Raw genomic sequence first — 20,300 nt, 5'->3', positions numbered from 1 at the left:
TGGTTCATCCTTCGCCCGCCCCGGCGTGCTCCGCGCGGTCGCCCGCGAGCAGCAGGTACAGCACCGCCATCCGCACCGAGACGCCGTTGGCGACCTGTTCGAGCATGGTGGCGCGCGGCGAGTCCGCCGCTTCGGCGGAGATCTCGAGCCCGCGGTTCATCGGTCCCGGATGCATGACAATGCTATCGGCTGGCAGTGCCGCGAGCCGTGCCGCGTCCAGCCCCCAGCGCCGCGCGTACTCGCGCTCCGTCGGGAAGTACGCGGCGTTCATCCGCTCGCTCTGGATGCGCAGCATCATGAGCGCGTCGGGGCCCGAGGCGATCGCCTCGTCGAGGTCGTAGAGGATGCGCGCCGGCCAGGCCGACACGTCCTGCGGCACGAGCGTCGGCGGGGCGACGAGCGTCACCTCGGCGCCGAGCGTGTGCAGGAGCCACAGGTTCGACCGCGCGACGCGGGAGTGCAGGATGTCGCCGACGATCGCGACGCGGACGCCGTCGAGCGTCTTGCCGCGGCTCGCGTCGCCGAAGCGCCGCTTGCGGATCGTGAACGCGTCGAGGAGGGCCTGCGTCGGATGCTCGTGCGTGCCGTCGCCCGCGTTGACGACGCCGGCGGTGATCCAGCCGCTCGTCGCGAGGGTCCGCGGCGCACCCGACGCGCCGTGGCGGATCACGACGGCATCCGCTCCCATCGCCTGCAGCGTCTGCGCGGTGTCCTGCAGGGACTCGCCCTTGGAGACGCTCGACCCCTTCGCGGAGAAGTTGATGACGTCGGCGGACAGGCGCTTGGCGGCCGCCTCGAAGGAGATGCGCGTGCGCGTCGAGTCCTCGAAGAAGAGGTTGACGATGGTCTTGCCGCGGAGCGTCGGGAGCTTCTTGACCTCGCGCCGCTGCGTGTCGGCCATGTCCTCGGCGACGTCGAGGATCCGGAGCGCCTCCTCGAGCGTCAGGCTCGTGGTGTCGAGGAGGTTCCTCATGACTCGATCGTCACCTCCTCGATCCGGTCGACGTCGGCAAGCCGGACGAAGACGCGTTCGTCACGTGCGCTCGGCAGGTTCTTGCCGACGAAGTCGGGCCGGATCGGCAGTTCGCGGTGGCCGCGGTCGACGAGGATCGCGAGCCGCACGGCGGCGGGGCGCCCGATGTCGCCGAGCGCGTCGAGAGCTGCGCGGATCGTGCGGCCGGAAAAGAGCACGTCGTCGACCAGCACGACGGTCTTCCCGTCGATCCCCTCTGGCGGGATGGAGGTCGGCTGAGGCGCCCGCGTGGGATTGCGCGACAGGTCGTCGCGGTACATCGTGATGTCGAGCGCGCCGACGGGGACCGGCGTGCCGCTGAACTCCGTCAGGAGCGCAGCGACGCGGGTCGCGAGGGTCGCGCCGCGAGTCGGGATGCCGAGGATCACCAGATCGTCCGGTCCTCGGTTGGACTCGAGGATCTCGTGCGAGATCCTCGTCAGCGCGCGGGCGATGTCCGCCTCTTGAAGCACGGTTCGCGTGCTCATGCGCCGCTCCCTTCTCCGCCTCTCGGACGGTGTTAAAGGTTGCTGGGCCTGCTCGTCGATCCTATCCGACCTCCCCCGAGACCCGTTCCACCCCTCCCCGACCCCGGTCCACCCCTCCGCGGCGCAGGTCCACCCCTCCGCGGAGCAGGTCCACCCCTCCGCGAGAACGCGCCTATGTCACGGAATTGGGCTCAGAACATGACACGGGCGCGTTCTCGCGGGGAGGAGGTCAGGCGGGCGTCGGGGTGTTCTCGACGGCGCGGGCACGGATGGGGTGCCCCTGCGAGGTCAGGCAGCGTCCGCTGGCCAGATCCCAGCTCCAGTCGTGCAGGGAGCAGGTGAGGACGCCGTCCTCGATCTTGCCGGTCTTGGCGAGGTCGGCCCGCAGGTGCGGGCAGCGACGCTGGAGGACCCAGTCGCCGAGCTCGACGTCCTCCGACACGTCGGACTGCTCGGAGTACCAGTTCTCCACGTACTCGATCCGGTCCCGGGACAGGCACTTGAAGAACGTGTAGATGAACTCGTTGAACTTGCCGACCCGGCCGGCCGTGAACTGCAGCGAGAGGAAGATCGAGTTCGACCAGTCGATCTCGTGGTCGGCGATGTTGGTCGAGACGAGGTCGGCGGGGATCGTGAACCAGTAGCTCGTCTCCTCCCCCGCATACTCCCGCACCCGCGCCTTGGGGAAGTCGACGACGAGATCGAGCTCGCCGATCGTCATGCGGACCGGGCCGCCGACGCCGTCGCGGAAGATGCGGCCGCGGCGCAGGAGCGGCTCCCACCACTCCTGGAGGGCGGCGAGCATCTCGGCTGGCGGCAGGATCGGGGCGCGCGATGCCTCCTCGGCGGCCACCTCGTCCTGGCGGCTGTCGCGCTGCTCGGCGAGGTAGGCCCACTTGTCGTCGAAGATGCGGTCGATCTCGGCATCCGTGTAGAGCGTCTGCGTGACGGAGATCTCCCCGTCGTTCAGCTCCACGAGCGTGCCCGGGAGGAACTCGTAGCCCTTCTGCGCGGGTCGCTGCTCCCGCATGTGGGCGAGGAATTCGCGCTGGTCCGTGAAGATCGAGTCGTCGTCGAGTCCCGTCCCGTTGTACCGGAACAGGTCCTCGCGCAGGAACATGGGCGGCCCCGCCATCGGGAAGACGTGCTCCGCGCCGACCTTCTCGACGTAGTACATGGCCCGCTTGTTCTGCGCCTCGCGCTTGAGGCGCGCGAAGTTCTGCTTGGCATCCTGCGGGAGGTCGTAGACCATAGGCCACCAGATGGCGCCGGACACCTGCGTGAAGTACGCCTCGGGCTTCGAGAAGGCCAGGAGCTTCTCGAGGTCCAGCGGGTGCGAGTCGTTCTGGTTGAGGATGCTCGCCGTGCCGTCGTCGACGCTCAGCGACGAGTCGCCGATCGGCCCGTCGCTCGGGGCGCGCAAGGGCGTCACCATGAGTTTGAGGTCGCCGTACTCCAGCGGCACGCCGGCCCGCGTGTAAACGATGTTCTCGTAGCCGAGCCCTCGGAGGTCGCGTTCGAGGTCGTCGGTCGGGTACTCGGGCAGGAGCACGCGGATGTCTGTGGGGACGTAGCGCCGCAGGAGCCGCGGGTCGAAGTGGTCGCGGTGCCGGTGGGAGACGTACAGGAAGTCGGCGCGCCCGAAGCGCTCCCAGTCGAGGGCGCGGTTGTCTGGGAACGGGAACCAGGATCCGAAGAAGGTCGGCCCGATCACCGGGTCGCAGAGGATGCTGCCGCCTCTGGTCTCGATGAACATGCCGGCGTGACCGAGCCCCGTGATCCGCATGGATCTCCCTTCGTCCTGTTCGAGTGTAGGCAGCGGCGCCCGGGAGACCCCCGAGCACCGCCGCTCAGGAGGAGCGAGCGATGCGGCCGAGGATGCCGTGGACGAACGAGCCGGAGTCGTCCGTCGAGTACTCCTTCGCGAGCTCGACGGCCTCGTCGATCGCGACGGCGGAGGGCACGCCGTCGTTGAAGAGGATCTCCCACACGCCGATGCGGAGGACGGCGCGGTCGACCGCCGGCATCCGGGTCAGCGGCCAGTCCTTCGCGAAGGTCGTGATCTGCTCGTCGATCTCGTCGCGGTGGTCGATGACGCCGTCCACGATCTCGCGGGCGTAGAGCCACGACGACTCGCGGCTCGGCTCGCTCGCCGCGCGGCGGGCTTCGGCGGCGAGGATCGCGCCCTCGTCCTCGCCGCGGACATCGGCCTGGAAGAGGATGTCGAGGGCGCGCTTGCGCGCCTTGCTGCGTGCGCTCACGCGCTCAGTTCACGCGGCCGAGGTAGTCGCCCGTGCGCGTGTCGACCTTGACCTTCGTGCCGGTCTCGAGAAACAGCGGCACCTGGATCTCGTAGCCGGTCTCGACGGTCGCCGGCTTGGTGCCCGCGGAGGAGCGGTCGCCCTGCAGGCCCGGCTCGGTGTACGTGATCTCCAGCACGACGGAGGCCGGGAGCTCCACGTAGAGCGGGTTGCCGTTGTTGAGGGCGATCTGCACCTGCTGGTTCTCGAGCAGGAAGTTCGCCGCGTCGCCGACGGTGGCGGCCGGGATGTTGATCTGGTCGTAGTCATCGACGTCCATGAACACGAAGCTCTCGCCGTCGTTGTACAGGTACTGGAAGTCGCGGCGGTCGACGTTCTCGATCTCGACCTTGGCGCCCGCGTTGAACGTGCGGTCGACGACCTTGCCGGTCATGACGTTCTTCAGCTTGGTCCGCACGAACGCGCCGCCCTTGCCGGGCTTCACGTGCTGGAAGTCCACGACGTTCCAGAGCTGTCCGTCGATGGAGAGGACGACGCCGTTCCTGATGTCTGCGGTCGATGCCATGGGCCTGGGTCCGTTTCGTGTGGGGAAGCTTTCCGGGCGCAACGGCCCGACTGACGATTCTATGCGTCGCGGCCCCTGCCCCCGCCCACGTGAGAACGCGCGTGTGTCACAGAACTGGCGTGTTTTCGTGACATACGCGCGTTCTCGCGGAGGAGGGGGCCAGGTCAGAGCAGGTCGCAGAGGCGGTGGACGGCGGTCGCGTAGCCGGGGACGCCCTCCCCCACCACGTGGACGACCGCGACATCCGCGACATAGGAGAAGTGGCGGAACTCCTCGCGCTGCGCGACGTCGGAGATATGGACCTCGGCCACCGGCAGGCTCACACCCGACAGGGCGTCGCGGAGCACGACCGACGTGTGCGTGAGACCGCCGGGGTTGATGACGATCCCGGCGCAGTCGGTGCGGGCCTCGTGGATGGCGTCGATCAGCACGCCCTCGTGGTTGCTCTGGACCGCCCGCACCTCGTAGCCGCGCTCGGCCGCCGCCTCGCGTACGAGCTCCTCGACGTCGGCGAGCGTCTGGTGTCCGTAGACGTCCGGCTCCCGCACGCCGAGCAGGTTGAGGTTCGGCCCGTTCACGAGCAGGAGCCGGCGCGGCCCGCTCACTCCGCGACCTCCTGGTACGCCGCGAAGAGGAGCGACTCGTCGGGCGCCTGCAGCACGGTCGGGCGGGCGAGGTCGTCGAGCACGATGAAGCGCAGCATCCCGCCGCGGGACTTCTTGTCGCGCTGCATCGTCGCGAGCAGCTGCGGCCACGCGCCGGCGCGGTACGCCGTCGGCAGCCCGAGCGACGTGAGGATGTCGCGGTGCCGCTGGGCGACCGCGTCGGGCAGGCGCCCCGCGAGGCGCGACAGCTCGGCCGCGAACACCATGCCGATCGAGATCGCGGCGCCGTGCCGCCAGCGGTAGCGCTCGGCGTGCTCGATGGCGTGGCCGAGCGTATGGCCGTAGTTCAGGATCTCGCGGAGCCCCGCCTCGCGGAGGTCCTCGCCGACGACGCGCGCCTTCATGTCGATCGCGAGCTCCAGCGAGCGCCGGAACGCGGACGTCGAGGGGTCGACGACCGCCTCGGGATCCGCCTCGATGAGATCGAGGATCTCCGGATGCCAGATGAAACCGGCCTTCACGACCTCGGCGAAGCCCGCGACCGCCTCGTTGCGCGGCAGAGACCCCAGGAGGTCGAGGTCGCAGAGCACGGCCCGCGGCGGCCAGAACACGCCGACGAGGTTCTTCCCCTCGGCCGTGTTGACGCCGGTCTTCCCGCCGATCGCCGCGTCGACCATCGCGAGCACGGTCGTCGGCACCTGCACGATCGCCACGCCCCGGAGCCAGGTCGCGGCGACGAACCCGGCGAGGTCGGTCACCGCTCCCCCGCCGAAGCCGATGATCGCGTCCGTCCGGGTGAAGTCGGCCTGTCCGAGGATCTGCCAGCAGAAGGCGGCGACCTCGACCCGCTTGCCCTGCTCGGCGTCGGGGATCTCCGCGAGCAGCACCTCGCGATCGCCTTGCAGCTCGGCGCGGAGCTCTTCCGCACGAGCCGCGAGCGACGGCGGGTGGATGACGAGGACCTTGCGCGCGGCCGGCGGAAGCGCGTCGCCGAGTCCCGCGAGGATCCCGCGTCCGATCGTGACGTCGTACGGCTGTTCGCCGCCGACCGTGATCGTCGTGCTGTCGCTCATGACTCCGTCGCTCCGCTCATGCCCGTGCTCTCGTTCTTCCGCGCCCACGCCACGATCGCGTCGACGACGTCGGACAGCGGTCCGGTCGACGTGTCGAAGACGACGTCGGCGACCGCCTCGTACAGCGGTCGGCGCTGTTCCATGATCTCGCTCCAGCGCGCCAGCGCGTCCTCGGTCTGCAGCAGGGGGCGCGTCGTGTCCGCCAGACGCGAGGCGACGACCTCGGGCGTCACTGTGAGGAGCACGACGCGGTGGTGCGCGAGATCGGCGCGGGTCGCGGCATCCATGACCGCTCCTCCGCCGAGCGCGACGACGCCGCCGGTCTCGAGCCCCACGCGGACCGCCTCGCGCTCGAGCTCTCGGAAGCGCTCCTCGCCGGCGGTCGCGAAGATGTCCTCGATCGGGCCGTGCGCGCGGACGACCGCCACGTCGCTGTCGTAGAACCCGACCGCGAGCCGCTTCGCGACGCGGCGGCCGATGCTCGTCTTGCCGGCCCCCATCGGCCCGACGAGGACGATCGCGTCAGTCGACGGCGTCGTCGGGGTCGTCATCATCGTCGGTGCCCTCGAGCAGGTTCGCGTCGCTCGCCGCGGTCGTGCGCAGGGTCTCCGGGATCGCGGCGAGGTAGGACTCGAGGTTCCGCCGGGTCTCGCCGATGCTGTCGCCGCCGAACTTCTCCAGAACGGCGTCGGCGAGCGTGATCGCGACCATGGCCTCGGCGACGACGCCGGCCGCCGGCACGGCGCACACGTCGGAGCGCTGGTGGTGGGCGGCCGCGGTGTCCCCCGTCGCGACGTCGATCGTGCGGAGGGCGTGCGGGACCGTCGCGATCGGCTTCATGCCGGCGCGCACGCGCAGGACCGTACCGGTCGACATCCCGCCCTCCGTGCCGCCCGCGCGGTCGCTGCCGCGGGTCAGGCCGTCGGCGGTCGCGAAGAGCTCGTCGTGCGCTGCCGACCCGCGCCGGCGCGCCGTGAGGAAGCCGTCGCCCACCTCGACGCCCTTGATCGCCTGGATGCTCATGAGCGCCTGTGCGAGCTTCCCGTCGAGGCGACGATCCCACTGGACGTGCGAGCCGAGCCCCGGGGGCAGCCCGTACGCAAGCACCTCGACGACGCCGCCGAGCGTGTCGCCGTCCTTCTTCGCGTCATCGATCTCGGCGACCATCCGCGCGGAGGTGTCGGCGTCGAAGCAGCGGACCGGGTCGGCGTCGAGCACCGCCACGTCGTCGGCGGTGGGGAGGGCAGCGTCCTCCGGCGCCGCGACCGCGCCGATCGCGACCGTGTGGCTCACGAGACGGATGCCGAGCTCGGACAGGAACGCGCGGGCGATCGCCCCGAGGGCGACGCGGGCGGCGGTCTCGCGCGCGCTCGCGCGCTCCAGGATCGGCCGCGCCTCGTCGAAGGCGTACTTCTGCATGCCGACGAGGTCGGCGTGACCCGGACGCGGGCGCGTGAGGGCGGAGCCGCGGCCGCGGGAGCGGTCGGTGAGCTCGACGGGCTCCGGGCTCATGACCTCGACCCACTTCGGCCACTCCGTGTTGCCGATGCGCACCGCGATCGGGCTGCCCAGGGTCCGGCCGTGGACGACGCCGGACGAGAGTGTGAGCTCGTCCTCCTCGAACTTCATGCGCGACCCGCGGCCGTAGCCGAGCTTGCGGCGGGCGAGATCGGCGCGGATGTCGGCGATCGCGACCGGGATGCCCGACGGCAGACCCTCGATGATCGCGACGAGCTCGGGACCGTGGGACTCGCCGGCAGTGAGGACGCGGAGCATCCCCCTAGTCTTTCACGCGCGGGTTCCCCGTCACGCCAGCGCGTGGCGCATCGCGGCGAGGACGTCGTCCTCGCCGGGGAGCGGCCGGTCCGGATCGCCCGCTACGAAGACGCGCACCTGCAGGAGCGCCTGGTGCAGCAGCATCCCGAGTCCGTCCTGTGCCGGCGCGCCGAGCGCCTCCCACGCGCGGGCGAGCTCGGTCGGCCAATGCCCGTAGACCGCATCGGACAAGAAGCCTCCGGCCGCCGCCAGCCGCCCGGCGACCGCGGGATCGAGGGCGACCCCGCCGGGGAGCGTCGCGAGCGTGAGGGGCACCGGCGCAAAGGTCGCCGCGTCGAGCGGCGTCGCCGTGACGCGCACGTCGAGCGATGCCCCGAGCTCGGCGAGCTGCACGACCGGGCCGGGGCGCCGCGAGGCCACGTCGACGTCGCGCGCGCCGAGCTCGGCGAGCGCGACGAGCGCCGAGCGGGCCGTCGCCCCGGCGCCGACGATGCGCGCCGTCTCGACGCCGTCGATCCCGGCCTGGCGGACCGAGCGGACGATCCCACCGACGTCGGTGTTGTAGCCGCGGCGGCCCTCCGGGACGAACGTGTTGACGGCGCCTGTGAGCGTCGCCCGCCGGTCGAGGACGTCTGCCGCGCGGAAGGCGACGTCCTTCAGCGGCATCGTGAGCGACAGTCCGCGCAGGTGGGAGCCAGGTCCGTCGAGGGTCGCCGCGAACGCCTCCGCGGACACCTGCCGGCGGTCGTACTCCCAGTCGAGACCGAGCGCGCGGTACGCCGCCGTGTGCAACACGGGCGAGAGGCTGTGGGCGATCGGATCGCCCCACACCTCGAGCCGCACGGGTGTCAGCATCCGGAGTTCGGGTTCTGCACGCACCACTGTCGCCACTGCGCGACGGCGGCGTCGTGGTCCTGCACGGTGACGGAGAACACGGTCTCGCCGGTGTCGAGGTTCACGGTCACGAAGTACAGCCACGGCCCATCGACCGGATGCATCGCGGCGTCGATCGCGACATCGCCCGGGTTCGAGATGGGGCCCTTCGGCAGGCCCTTGTTGACGTACGTGTTCCAGGGGTTGTCGTCCGTGAGCGCGGCCTCGGACGAGCTGACGGTCCCGTTGTGCAGCTCGTTGTAGCCGTACTGCGCCGTGGAGTCCATCTGCAGGAGCATGTCGGCGGCGAGACGGTTCTGGATGACGCGCGAGACCTTGTAGAAGTCGTCCCGCTGGCGCGCCTCGCGCTGGATGATGGAGGCGATCGTGAGAATCCGCTGGCGTTGGTCGGGTGTGACGCCGGCCGCGTCGAGCGACTGCACGGCGCGATTCACCATCGTCTGGATGACCTCCTGCGCGGTGACGCCCGGGTCGAACGTGTACGTCGCGGGGAACAGCCAGCCCTCGAGGCTGCCGGCGGACACCTGATACGTGGCCGGGTTGGCGACGGCGGCCTGGAAATCGGACAGCGGGATGCCGAGCGAGTCGGAGAGCCGGGAGATCGTGTCGCTGACGGTCAGTCCCTCGGGGATCTGCGCCGTGTAGTCCATCTTGTTCGCGGGATCCTGCAGCGCCTGAAGCGCGGCGGTCGCGCTCATCTGCTGCTGGAGCTTGTAGACACCGGGGTAGAACGTCGGCGACGACGGAAGTTTCACGAGCATGTCGTAGAACGCGTCCGCGGTCTTGGTGACGCCTGCGTTGTAGAGGGACTGCGAGATCTGCTGTCCGCCGTCGCCGGTGCGGATCGTGACTGTCGCCTGCCCCTGGGCCATGCCCTCGGCGTAGTCCTTCGACTCCCCCCAGCCGAGCGCGGAGCGGATCTGCCCGCCGTACGCGTTCCAGGCCCAGAGGCCGCCGCCCGCGGCCCCGCCGACGAGGACCACGACGATGACCAGCGCGATCCACAGTCCGCGCCGCCGCCGCTTCTTCGTCTTCATCGCCTTCTTCTTCGTCGTCGGAGGGATGCGGCCCGCGGTCGCGAAGAGGTCGTCGAGCGCGGGAGCCGGTTCGGGAGCGGGTTCCGGCACGGGTATCGCCACGGTGGGCGGCTGCGCGGGGGGTTCGTGCGACGCGCGCGCCGCGGCCTCCCGGGCCTCGCGGCGGGACTTCGGGACGGTGTCTCCGTCGGCGTCCGCGCGCGACCGCGCATCCGGGAGCCGGCCGTAGAGGTCCGCGAACGGATCCTCGGACGGCGGCGGCGTCGGATCGGGCATCAGGGAGACTCCTCCGGGGGGACAGGCGTGCCGGGGGGCGTTCCTGTCCGCTTCTCGACGTCGATCGCGTGCTGAAGCAGAACGACGGCTGCGACTTGGTCAACAATGCTACGAGACGTTCTTGTGCTGCGGCCGGACGCGCGCAGAGCGTCGTGTGCGCTCACGGTGCTGAGCCGCTCGTCGAAGAGCCGAACGGGAAGGGGACCCCGCGCGAGCTCGACCGCAAACGCCCGCGCATCCGCCGTCGACGGGGTCTCGTGACCGGACATCCCGAGCGGAAGCCCGACGACGAACTCGACCGCGCCCTCGTCCGCGGCGATCCGCTGCACGCGCCCGATCGAGAGGTCGTCCCGCGGCACGGTCTCCACCGGAGTCGCGAGCAGCCCGTCCGGATCGCACCGCGCGACACCGACGCGGGCCCGTCCGACGTCGACGCCGATCCGGACCCCGCGGCGGAAGCCGGTCACGACGCCGCCGTCTCCAGTGCCGTCCGGATGGCCGTCAGCGCAGCCGGCAGGGACGCGGCATCCGTGCCGCCGCCCTGCGCGACATCGTCGCGTCCGCCGCCGCCACCGCCGAGAACGGATGCCGCGACCTTGGCGAGGGCGCCCGCCCGGGCGCCTCGCTCCCGCGCGGCTTCGTTCGTGACGACCACCACGACGGGACGCTCGCCAGCGACCGCGCCGAGCGCGACCACGCCCGGTTCGTCGCCGAGCCGGTCTCGTACGCGCAACGCGATCGTGCGCACGTCGTCGGCCGAGGAGGCGCCCGCCAGCTCGTCCGCGACAACGGTGAACGCGCCCGCGCGCACCGCCGACGCGGCGAGCGTCGGGACGCGCTCCTCGAGCGCCCGCGCCTCGAACGCCGCGATCCGGCGCTCGGCCGCCTTGAGGCTCGCGGCGAGGTCCGCGACGCGGGCGGTCAGCTGGTCGCGCGGGGTCTTCAGCGACGCGCTGAGCTCGGATACGATCGCGCGCTCGGCCGCGAGCTCGCGGAAGGCGTCCGCGCCGACGAGGGCCTCGACGCGGCGTGCGCCGGCGCTCACGGACGACTCGCCCACGATGCTGATGACGCCGATCTCCGCGCTCGTGCCCACGTGCGTCCCGCCGCAGAGCTCGCGCGACCACGGGCCGCCGATGTCGACCATCCGGACGAGCTCGGGGTACTTCTCGCCGAACATCGCCATGGCGCCGAGCTCGCGCGCCTCGGTGAGCGGGAGGAGCCGCGTCGCCACTGCGAGGTTGTCGCGTACGGCGTTGTTGGCGATCTCCTCGATCTCGGTCCGGGTCTCGGGCGAGAGCGCCGAGCCCCAGGAGAAGTCGAAGCGGAGGTATCCGGCGCGGTTGAGCGAGCCGGCCTGCGTTGCGGTCCGCCCGAGCGTGTCGCGCAGGGCCGCGTGCACGAGGTGCGTCGCCGAGTGCGCCTGCTGTGCCGCCCGACGGTTCACCGCGTCTACGACCGTGGTCGCGGCCTGGCCGGTGCCGACCTCGCCCTGGGAGACCTCGACCGTGTGGCTGACGAGCCCCGGGACGGGCCGCTGCACGTCGAGCACCTCGAGCTCGAAGCCGGGACCGACGATCGTGCCCCGGTCCGCGACCTGGCCGCCGGACTCCGCGTACAGCGCGGTCTCGGCGAGGATGACCTCGGCGATCTGCCCCTGGGTCGCACGCTCGGTGGGAACGCCGTCCACGAGGATGCCGAGGATGCGCGACTCCGTCTCGAGGTCGCTGTAGCCGGTGAAGACCGTCTCCCCCGCCGCGCGGAACTCGCGGTAGACGGAGAGGTCGGCGATCGTCCGGCGGCGTGACTTCGCGTCCGCCTTCGCGCGCGCCTTCTGCTCCTGCATCAGCGTGTCGAACGCGGCGCGGTCGACCGTGAGCCCGGCCTCTTCTGCGACCTCGAGCGTGAGGTCCACGGGGAAGCCGTACGTGTCGTGCAGGAGGAACGCGTCGGGGCCCGAGATCGTCGGGGTGCCGGCATCCTTCGCCTGCGCGACCGCGACGTCGAGGATCGTGGATCCCGCCGCAAGCGTGCGCAGGAACGTCTCCTCCTCGGCGTACGCGTACTGCGAGATGCGCGCCCAGTCCGTCTCCACGACGGGGTATGCGGCCGACATCGCGTCGCGCGATGCCGTGAACAGCTCGGGGAACGTCGGTCCGTCGACGCCCAGGAGACGCATCGACCGGATCGAGCGGCGCATCAGGCGGCGCAGGATGTAGCCGCGGCCCTCGTTCGACGGCGTGACGCCGTCGGACAGGAGCATGAGCGACGAGCGCACGTGGTCCGCGATGACGCGGAAGCGGACGTCGTCCTCGTGCACGGCGCCGTAGCGGCGGCCGCTCAGCTCGACGGCGCGGTCCAGGACCGGGCGTACCTGGTCCGTCTCGTACATGTTCTCCACGCCCTGCGTGATGAACGCGACGCGCTCCAGGCCCATGCCGGTGTCGATGTTCTTCTGCGGCAGCTCCCCGACGATCCGGAAGTCCGTCTTGCTCGCGACATCCGCGATGAGATCCTGCATGAACACGAGGTTCCAGATCTCCGTGAAGCGGTTGTCGTCCACGGCGGGGCCGCCGTCCTGCCCGTAGGCGGGTCCACGGTCGAAGTAGATCTCCGAGCACGGGCCCGCCGGGCCGGGCTGGCCGGTCGACCAGTAGTTGTCGTCCTTGCCCATCCGCTGGATGCGCTCGTCGGGCAGGCCTGCGATGCGCTTCCACAGCGCCGCCGCCTCGTCATCGTCGTCGTACACGGTGACCCACAGGTCGCGCTCCGCGAACCCGAGGCCGCCATCGCGCTCGACATTCGTCAGGAGCTCCCACGCGTACGTGATCGCCCCCTCCTTGAAGTAGTCGCCGAACGACCAGTTGCCGAGCATCTGGAAGAACGTGCCGTGGCGGGCGGTCTTCCCGACTTCCTCGATGTCGTTCGTGCGGATGCACTTCTGCACGTCCGCGGCGCGCGGGTACGGCGGGGGCACGACGCCGGTGAGGTACGGGATGAACGGCACCATGCCGGCGATCGTGAACAGGATCGACGGGTCATCGCTCACGAGCGATGCCGACGGCACGATCGTGTGACCGTTCTTCTCGAAGTAGTCGAGGTAGCGCTGCGCGATCTCGGCGGTCTTCATGGGGATTCCTCGGGGTGGGCGTGCACGAGCGACCCGCGGCCGCGGGTGCGCGCCGTGCGCGAGCTCAGTCGGTCAGCTTGTCCTTCGCGGAGGTCACCGCGTCGGTGGTCGTCTCCGCGGCGACGTTCACCGTCTCGACGAGGTCGTCCGCGAGCCCCGCGGCCGCCTGACCGAGCCGGCTCTGCTGCTCGCGGTAGGCGTCCGCGATGCGGTCGGTGAACTCCGTGATGCGCGCGTCGGCCTGCGCGAGCAGCTCGTGCCCGCGCGGGTCCTTGTCGACGAAGTGAGCCAGCACGAAGCCGGCCCCGATCCCCAGCACGAACCACACGAACTTCTTCATCACTCCATGCTAGGCCCCGGGGAGGAACGACGAAGGGCGCCGGGAACGATCCCGACGCCCTTCGATTCGCGGTGTTAGCGAGCGGCGTAGTACTCGACGACGAGCTGGACGTCACACGTGACGGGCACCTCGGCGCGCTTCGGGCGGCGGACCAGCCGCGCGTGCAGCGTGGAGAGGTCGACGTCGAGGTAGGCGGGGACGGGCGGCAGCACCTCGGCGTGACCGCCGAGCGCGGCGACCTGGAAGGGCTCGGTGCCCTCGCTCTTCGGCTTCACGTGGATGAGCTGGCCCGGCTTCACGCGGAAGGACGGACGGTCGACGGTCTGGCCGTCGACGAGGATGTGGCGGTGCACCACGAGCTGGCGGGCCTGCGCGGTCGTGCGGGCGAGGCCGGCGCGGAGCACGAGGGCGTCGAGGCGCATCTCGAGGAGCTCGACGAGGTTCTCACCCGTCAGGCCGTCCTTGCGACGGGCCTCGTTGAACGTGTTGCGCATCTGCTTCTCGCGGATGCCGTACTGCTCGCGCAGACGCTGCTTCTCGCGCAGACGCACCGCGTAGTCGCTGTCGGCCTTGCGCTTGGTGCGGCCGTGCTCACCCGGAGCGTACGGACGCTTCTCGAGGTAGCGCGCGGCCTTCGGGGTCAGCGCGACGCCGAGCGCGCGCGAGAGGCGGACCTTGCGGCGGTCCTGGGACTTCGTGGGCACGAAGGTGTCCTTTCACGACATGGCCGCGTCTTTCGCGGCTCACGGACGTATCTCCCCGTCCTGCCTCCGTGCGCACGTCGGGGCGCTGCGGAGGTGGGGGACGAACGAGGGGATGCCCGAAAACGAGGTTTCGAACCGGCCTAGCCTACCAGAGCACGGCTCCCGCCGAGGATCACTCCCCCAGCACGCGCCGGATCTTCTCCAGCCGCGCCGCGACCTCGCGCTCCTGGCCGTGCGTGGTCGGCTCGTAGTAGCGCCGCCCGCGCAGTTCGTCGGGCAGGTACTGCTGCGGCGCGATCCCGATCTCGGTGTCGTGCGGATACACGTAGCCCTTGCCGTGACCGAGGCGCGCGGCGCCCGGGTAGTGCGCGTCGCGCAGGTGCTTCGGCACGCGGCCGAAGCCGCCCGCCTTGACGTCGGCGATCGCCTGGTTGAGCGCGTTGTAGGCGGCGTTCGACTTCGCCGTCGTCGCGAGGTACACGGTCGCCTCGGCGAGCGGGATGCGGCCCTCCGGCATCCCGATGAGCTGCACGGCGTCGGCGGCGGCGATGGCGATCGAAAGCGCCTGTGGGTCGGCGAGGCCGATGTCCTCGGCCGCCGAGATCACGAGCCGGCGGGCGATGAACCGCGGGTCCTCCCCCGCCTCGATCATGCGCGCGAGGTAGTGGACCGCCGCGTCGACGTCGGACCCGCGGATCGACTTGATGAACGCGCTGATCACGTCGTAGTGCTCGTCGCCCTGGCGGTCGTACCGCAGCAGTGCCCGGTCGGCCGCCGCGGCGACGTCGTCGGCCGTGACGGCCGGGGTCTCCCCGTCGGACTCGGCGACGGCGAGGGTCGCGGCCGCCTCGAGCGCCGTGAGCGCCCGCCGCGCGTCGCCGGAGGCGAGACGCACGAGCGCATCCCGCGCGGCGTCGTCGAGACGGATGCGGCCGTCCAGCCCCCGCGGGTCGGCGACGGCGCGCTCGAGCAGCGCGCCGATGTCCGCCTCGTCCAGCGGGTTGAGCGTGAGCAGGAGCGAGCGGGACAGGAGCGGCGAGACGACCGAGAACGACGGGTTCTCGGTCGTCGCCGCGATCAGCACGACCCAGCCGTTCTCGACGCCCGGCAGCAGCGCGTCCTGCTGCGACTTCGTGAACCGGTGGATCTCGTCGAGGAACAGGATCGTCGACTGGTCGTACAGATCGCGCTGGGTCAGCGCCTCCTGCATGACCTCGCGCACGTCGCGCACGCCCGCCGTGACCGCCGACAGCTCCACGAAGCGGCGGCCGCTGGAGCGCGCGACCGCGTGCGCGAGCGTCGTCTTCCCCGTCCCCGGCGGACCCCAGAGGATGACGGACACCGAGCCGGCCGTCGTCCGGTCGGGCGACGCTAGCGCGACGAGTGGCGAGCCCTTCCCCAGGAGGTGCCGCTGGCCCGCGATCTCGTCGAGCGAGGTCGGGCGCATCCGCACCGCGAGCGGCGCTCGGCCAGGGAACAGACCGGACGCGGACTCCATCCTTGAAGGCTACCGCCGGGCTCCGACACGACGGCTGTCGTATGATCGACCCGCCCGCGCCGCGGGCGGGGAGGAGACGCGCCGTGGCGAGCAGTTCCAAGCAGCGCGAGGCGCGCACCGCGCGCGAGCGGACGCGCAAGTATCAGGCGCGCCAGTCGCTCTATGCGGATCAGAAGCGCCGCCGCACGCGCGACAACCTCATCGCCGGCATCGGCGGAGGCATCCTGCTCCTCGCGATCGTGGCCGGTCAGGTCGCCTTCTACGTGTCGGGTCCGGGCGCTCCGGGGCCGGCCGCGTCGCCCACCCCCACCTCGACGTCGCCGGATATCGGCTCGTTGCTCGGCAACCAGTAGCGCTCGGTGACGGAGGGCGCCTCGTACTAGGCTGTTTCGCGTCCTTCCCGCCCTACGGCATCGCCGCTACGAGGTCACCGTGACTGCTGACGCAGACTCTCCCGAAACCACCGACATCGCCGCTCCCGAGAGCACGGACGTCGTGCTCGAGACCGACTGGGGCCGTGTGGCTTCCGACGGCACCGTCTCCGTCCGCGAGGGCGAGACCTGGCGCGTCGTCGGGCAGTACCCGGACGGCGATCCGCAGGAGGCGCTCGGCTACTACCAGCGCAAGTACGCCGATCTCGCCGGCGAGGTCGGGCTGCTCGAGGCGCGGCTCCGTCGCGCCGGCGTGAGCGCGTCCGATCTGCGCGGTCCGGCCACGGCCCTCCGCGCGCGGATCGCGGATGCCGCGGCCGTGGGCGACCTCGCCAGCCTCGACGTGCGCGTCGCCGCGCTCGTCGGCGACCTCCAGCAGGCGAGTGAAGCGCAGGCGCAGGAGGCGCGTGAGGCCGTCGAGGCCGCCATCGCGGAGCGGACGACGCTCGTCGTCGCGGCCGAGGCGATCGCCGCGCGCGATCCGCGCACCGTGCAGTGGAAGCAGGCCACGACCCAGCTGCAGGAGCTGTTCGACAGCTGGCAGTCCCAGCAGCAGAACGGCCCGCGCCTGCCCAAGGGCGTGTCGCAGGACCTCTGGAAGCGTTTCCGCGACGCGCGTGCGGCGGTCGACCGCCACCGGCGCGAGTTCTACGCCGAGCTCGACGAGGTCCACAAGGCCGCGCGCGACCGCAAGGTGCAGCTCGTGGAGCGCGCGGAGGCCCTCGCCTCGCGCGGCGAGGACGGCATCGCCGACTACCGCAACCTCCTCGACCAGTGGAAGGCCGCCGGCCGTGCCGGCAAGAAGGCCGACGACAGCCTCTGGATCCGTTTCAAGGCCGCGGGAGACGCCCTCTACGGCGCCCGCTCCGCTCGGGAGACCGCCGAGGTCGAGGCCTCCCGCGAGAAGATCGACGCCAAGCGCGCGCTCCTCGACGAGGCGAAGGCCGTTCCCGCCGAGCGCGACCTCGCCTCCGCGCGGCGACTGCTCACCGGCATCCAGCGCCGGTGGGACGAGATCGGCCGGGTCTACCCCCGCGACACCGAGCGGGGCCTCGACGACCAGCTGCGCGCGATCGAGCAGGAGGTCCGCGGCCGCGAGGACGTCGACTGGAAGCGCAACGACCCCGAGCAGAAGGCGCGCGCGAACGACATGACGCGCCAGCTGACCGACGCGATCGAGAAGCTCGAGGCGGAGCTCGCGGCCGCGAAGGCGACCGGAGACAAGCGCGCGATCGCGGAGGCGAGCGAGGCCCTCGAGGCCCGCAAGGGGTGGCTCCGCGCCATCGGCGGCTGACGGCGGATTCTCCACAATCCGGCATCCAGCCCCGGTGCGGGGAGATCCGCGGGCGAGACTGCTGTGCATGCGGTCGCCCTCGCTTCTGCTCTATGCCGGTGACCGGCTCACCCTCGCCGAGCTGTGCGCGGCGCGGCTCGACGGCGATGTCGTCGAGCTGGGCGAGGCGTTCCTGCCGGCGGATGCCGTCGAGTCCGCGGCCCTGCGTGCGCAGTCGCTCGCTCCCCTCCTGACCCCGGCGGTCGCGATCACGCACGCCAGCGCCGCCTGGGTGCACGGGGCGATCCCGGAGGCTCCGGCGCGGCACACGCTGCAGCGCGCGGTGCCGTGGCGGCCGCACCACCTGTGGGACCGCCGGTTCGTGTACCGCGACGCGCTGCTGCCCGCGGACGACGTGCGGGAGCTGGGCGGCATCGCGATCGCCTCGCGGGAGCGGACGGTCGTCGACCTCCTCCGTCGTGGGGCGCCGGGCGACCAGGATGCCGCGCGATCGCTCGCCGGGCTGCATCCGGAGGTCCTGCCCGCCGCCCTGCGCTGGACGGAGCGGAACCTGCCGCACGCGGGGATGCGCGCGGCCCGCGCCCGCCTGCTCGCGTGGACGGTCCGGCCCGACGGGCGGGACTACGAGGAGGTGACGCGGTAGACGTCGTAGACGGCGTCGATCCGCCGCACGGCGTTGAGCACGTGGTCGAGGTGCACGGTGTCGCCCATTTCGAAGACGAAGCGGCTGAGCGCCAGCCGGTCGTTCGTCGTCGACACCGTCGCGGAGAGGATGTTGACGTGGTGCTCGCTGAGCACGCGTGTGACGTCGCTGAGGAGTCCGGAGCGGTCGAGCGCCTCGACCTGGATCTGCACGAGGAAGACGCTCTTGCTGGTCGGCGCCCATTCGACCTCGATGAGGCGCTCGGGGTCGGCCATGAGGGCCGTGACGTTCGTGCAGTCCGTGCGGTGGATCGAGACCCCGCTGCCGCGCGTCACGAAGCCGATGATCTCGTCGCCCGGCACCGGCGTGCAGCACTTCGCGAGCTTGACGAGGATGTCGCCCGCGCCGCGGACGAGGACCCCCGAGTCGCCCTCGCGAGGCGCCCGGCTCCGGCCGACGTGCGGGATGTCGATCGGACCGGTCGACGTGTCGTCGGTCTTGACGAGTGCCGTGACCTTCTCGATCACCGACTGGGTCGAGACGTGGCCCTCGCCGACCGCCGCGTAGAGGGCGGAGACGTCCTCGTACCCGACCTGATGCGCGACGGTCGTCAGCGTGTCCTGGTTCATGAGGCGCTGCAGCGGCAGGTTCTGGCGCCGCATCGCGCGGGCGATCGCCTCTTTGCCCTGCTCGATCGCCTCCTCGCGGCGTTCCTTCGTGAACCAGCCGCGGATCTTGTTGCGCGCGCGAGTGCTCTTCACGAAGGTCAGCCAGTCCTGGCTGGGGCCGGCATCCGGGTTCTTCGACGTGAAGATCTCGACGACGTCGCCGCTCGACAGCACCGACTCCAGCGGAACGAGCCGGCCGTTGACCTTCGCGCCCATCGTGCGGTGCCCGATCTCGGTGTGCACGGCGTACGCAAAGTCGACCGGCGTGGCACCCGCGGGCAGGCCTACGACGCGCCCCTTCGGGGTGAAGACGTAGACCTCCTTCGCGCCGATCTCGAACCGCAGGGAGTCGAGGAACTCCCCCGGGTCGGCGGTCTCCGCCTGCCAGTCCGAGATGTGCGCGAGCCACGCCATGTCCGCGTCGGCGCGATCGCCGGGCTTGCCGCCGTTGACCCGTTCCTTGTACTTCCAGTGCGCGGCGACGCCGTACTCGGCCTGCTGGTGCATCTCGTTCGTGCGGATCTGGATCTCGACCGTGCGTCCGCCGGGGCCGATCACGGTCGTGTGCAGCGACTGGTACAGGTTGAACTTCGGCGTCGCGATGTAGTCCTTGAACCGGCCCGGCAGCGGCGTCCACCGCGCGTGGATCGCTCCGAGCACCGCGTAGCAGTCGCGCACGGTAGAGACGATCACGCGGATGCCGATGAGGTCGTAGATGTCGTCGAACTCGCGGCCCCGCACGACCATCTTCTGGTACACGGAGTAGAGCTGCTTGCCCCGGCCGGCGACGCGGCCGCGGATGCGGAGCTCGCGCAGGTCCTCCTCGACGGCATCGATGACGGACTGCACGTACTGCTCGCGCTTCGGCGTGCGCTGCTTCACGAGGCTGTCGATCTCGGCGTAGATCTTCGGGTGGAGCACCGCGAACGACAGGTCCTCGAGCTCGGACTTGATCGCCTGGATGCCGAGCCGGTGCGCGAGCGGCGCGTAGATCTCGAGCGTCTCGGTGGCCTTCTTCGCGGCCTTCTCCGGGGGCACGAAGCCCCAGGTGCGCGCGTTGTGGAGGCGGTCGGCGAGCTTGATGATGAGCACGCGGATGTCGCGGGACATCGCCACGATCATTTTGCGGACGGTCTCGGCCTGGGCGCTGTCGCCGTACTTGACCTTGTCGAGCTTCGTGACCCCGTCGACGAGCATGGCGACCTCGTCGCCGAAGCGCCCGCGCAGCTCGTCGAGCGGGTATCCGGTGTCCTCCACGGTGTCGTGCAGGAGCGCGGCGGCGATCGCCTTGGGCCCGAGGCCGAGGTCGGCGAGGATCTGCGCGACCGCGAGCGGGTGGGTGATGTACGGCTCGCCGCTCTGGCGGGTCTGCCCCTCGTGCGCGTGGGCCGCGACGTCGTACGCCTGCTCGATGACCGACAGGTCGCCCTTCGGGTGGTGCGAGCGCACCGTGCGGATGAGCTGGTCGACGCCGTCGCGTCGCACCGAACGCGAGAAGATGCGCGGGACGAGGCGGCGGAGCGACGAGGTCTGGGACCCCGGTGGGACCGTCTCTGTCATGCGCTCACCTCCCGGGATCCGACCATCCTACGCCCCCCACGCCTC

The 20,300-nt window shown here is 71.2% G+C and carries 20 protein-coding genes; 3 read left to right on the top strand and 17 right to left on the bottom strand.

Features of this window, described 5'->3' with window-relative positions; genetic code table 11:
• Positions 1-4: 4 nt before the first annotated feature.
• The 16 genes from ABCS02_RS24595 to ABCS02_RS24520 form a co-directional block, all read right to left on the bottom strand.
• Positions 5-973, bottom strand: a complete 969-nt coding sequence (locus ABCS02_RS24595) for an aspartate carbamoyltransferase catalytic subunit (RefSeq protein ID WP_345838324.1) — start codon at positions 971-973, stop codon at positions 5-7.
• Positions 970-1,560 (bottom strand): bifunctional pyr operon transcriptional regulator/uracil phosphoribosyltransferase PyrR, encoded by a 591-nt coding sequence (pyrR, locus tag ABCS02_RS24590; RefSeq protein ID WP_345838600.1) that lies wholly within the window; start codon positions 1,558-1,560, stop codon positions 970-972. The genes ABCS02_RS24595 and pyrR overlap by 4 nt, the downstream gene beginning before the upstream one ends.
• Before the next feature lie 169 nt (positions 1,561-1,729).
• Positions 1,730-3,286: a Rieske 2Fe-2S domain-containing protein gene (locus tag ABCS02_RS24585; RefSeq protein ID WP_345838323.1), complete on the bottom strand. Its 1,557-nt coding sequence runs from the start codon at positions 3,284-3,286 to the stop codon at positions 1,730-1,732.
• Between the two features lie 64 nt (positions 3,287-3,350).
• Positions 3,351-3,761: a transcription antitermination factor NusB gene (gene nusB / locus ABCS02_RS24580; protein ID WP_345838322.1), complete on the bottom strand. Its 411-nt coding sequence runs from the start codon at positions 3,759-3,761 to the stop codon at positions 3,351-3,353.
• A 4-nt stretch (positions 3,762-3,765) separates the two neighbouring features.
• A complete protein-coding gene (gene efp, locus ABCS02_RS24575) occupies positions 3,766-4,326 on the bottom strand; it encodes an elongation factor P (RefSeq protein WP_345838321.1) in 561 nt (186 codons plus the stop codon).
• Between the two features lie 164 nt (positions 4,327-4,490).
• Positions 4,491-4,931, bottom strand: a complete 441-nt coding sequence (gene aroQ / locus ABCS02_RS24570) for a type II 3-dehydroquinate dehydratase (RefSeq protein ID WP_345838320.1) — start codon at positions 4,929-4,931, stop codon at positions 4,491-4,493.
• Positions 4,928-6,004 carry a 3-dehydroquinate synthase gene (gene aroB / locus ABCS02_RS24565; RefSeq protein ID WP_345838319.1) on the bottom strand — a complete coding sequence of 359 codons (1,077 nt, stop codon included), beginning with the start codon at positions 6,002-6,004 and terminating at the stop codon, positions 4,928-4,930. Before aroB ends, aroQ begins: the two co-directional genes overlap by 4 nt.
• Positions 6,001-6,555 (bottom strand): shikimate kinase, encoded by a 555-nt coding sequence (locus ABCS02_RS24560; protein ID WP_345838599.1) that lies wholly within the window; start codon positions 6,553-6,555, stop codon positions 6,001-6,003. Before ABCS02_RS24560 ends, aroB begins: the two co-directional genes overlap by 4 nt.
• Positions 6,527-7,780 (bottom strand): chorismate synthase, encoded by a 1,254-nt coding sequence (gene aroC / locus ABCS02_RS24555; RefSeq protein WP_345838318.1) that lies wholly within the window; start codon positions 7,778-7,780, stop codon positions 6,527-6,529. The genes ABCS02_RS24560 and aroC overlap by 29 nt, the downstream gene beginning before the upstream one ends.
• A gap of 30 nt (positions 7,781-7,810) precedes the next feature.
• The gene (locus ABCS02_RS24550) at positions 7,811-8,635 is read right to left on the bottom strand and encodes a shikimate dehydrogenase (protein ID WP_345838598.1); all 825 of its coding nucleotides are present in this window, start codon (positions 8,633-8,635) and stop codon (positions 7,811-7,813) included.
• A complete protein-coding gene (mltG, locus tag ABCS02_RS24545; protein ID WP_345838317.1) occupies positions 8,629-9,987 on the bottom strand; it encodes an endolytic transglycosylase MltG in 1,359 nt (452 codons plus the stop codon). The genes ABCS02_RS24550 and mltG overlap by 7 nt, the downstream gene beginning before the upstream one ends.
• Entirely contained in the window at positions 9,987-10,454 is a 468-nt protein-coding gene (ruvX, locus tag ABCS02_RS24540) for a Holliday junction resolvase RuvX (RefSeq protein WP_345838316.1), read from the bottom strand. Before ruvX ends, mltG begins: the two co-directional genes overlap by 1 nt.
• Positions 10,451-13,117: an alanine--tRNA ligase gene (alaS, locus tag ABCS02_RS24535; protein ID WP_345838315.1), complete on the bottom strand. Its 2,667-nt coding sequence runs from the start codon at positions 13,115-13,117 to the stop codon at positions 10,451-10,453. The genes ruvX and alaS overlap by 4 nt, the downstream gene beginning before the upstream one ends.
• Before the next feature lie 64 nt (positions 13,118-13,181).
• Complete coding sequence (locus tag ABCS02_RS24530) at positions 13,182-13,457, bottom strand: ATPase (RefSeq protein WP_345838314.1); 276 nt, start codon at positions 13,455-13,457, stop codon at positions 13,182-13,184.
• Between the two features lie 74 nt (positions 13,458-13,531).
• Positions 13,532-14,161, bottom strand: coding sequence for a 30S ribosomal protein S4 (rpsD, locus tag ABCS02_RS24525; RefSeq protein ID WP_345838313.1), 630 nt, complete (start codon positions 14,159-14,161; stop codon positions 13,532-13,534).
• A 172-nt stretch (positions 14,162-14,333) separates the two neighbouring features.
• On the bottom strand, positions 14,334-15,659 hold the full coding sequence (locus ABCS02_RS24520; RefSeq protein ID WP_345838312.1) for a replication-associated recombination protein A: 1,326 nt from the start codon (positions 15,657-15,659) through the stop codon (positions 14,334-14,336).
• A gap of 83 nt (positions 15,660-15,742) precedes the next feature.
• Between ABCS02_RS24520 and ABCS02_RS24515 the strand changes: the two genes are divergently transcribed.
• From ABCS02_RS24515 to ABCS02_RS24505, 3 genes are all read left to right on the top strand, one after another.
• Positions 15,743-16,012, top strand: a complete 270-nt coding sequence (locus ABCS02_RS24515; RefSeq protein WP_345838311.1) for a dioxygenase — start codon at positions 15,743-15,745, stop codon at positions 16,010-16,012.
• Between the two features lie 142 nt (positions 16,013-16,154).
• The gene (locus ABCS02_RS24510; RefSeq protein ID WP_345838597.1) at positions 16,155-17,384 is read left to right on the top strand and encodes a DUF349 domain-containing protein; all 1,230 of its coding nucleotides are present in this window, start codon (positions 16,155-16,157) and stop codon (positions 17,382-17,384) included.
• 67 nt (positions 17,385-17,451) lie between these two features.
• Positions 17,452-18,027, top strand: coding sequence for a hypothetical protein (locus ABCS02_RS24505; protein ID WP_345838310.1), 576 nt, complete (start codon positions 17,452-17,454; stop codon positions 18,025-18,027).
• Here ABCS02_RS24505 and ABCS02_RS24500 read toward each other — a convergent pair.
• Positions 18,006-20,255: a bifunctional (p)ppGpp synthetase/guanosine-3',5'-bis(diphosphate) 3'-pyrophosphohydrolase gene (locus ABCS02_RS24500; RefSeq protein ID WP_345838309.1), complete on the bottom strand. Its 2,250-nt coding sequence runs from the start codon at positions 20,253-20,255 to the stop codon at positions 18,006-18,008. The two genes, ABCS02_RS24505 and ABCS02_RS24500, sit on opposite strands and share 22 nt — an antisense overlap.
• Positions 20,256-20,300: the final 45 nt, after the last annotated feature.

The organism is Microbacterium sp. X-17, assembly GCF_039615055.1.
The sequence above is the reverse complement of the archived record's forward strand: the minus strand, read 5'-3'. Positions and strand labels throughout refer to the sequence as shown.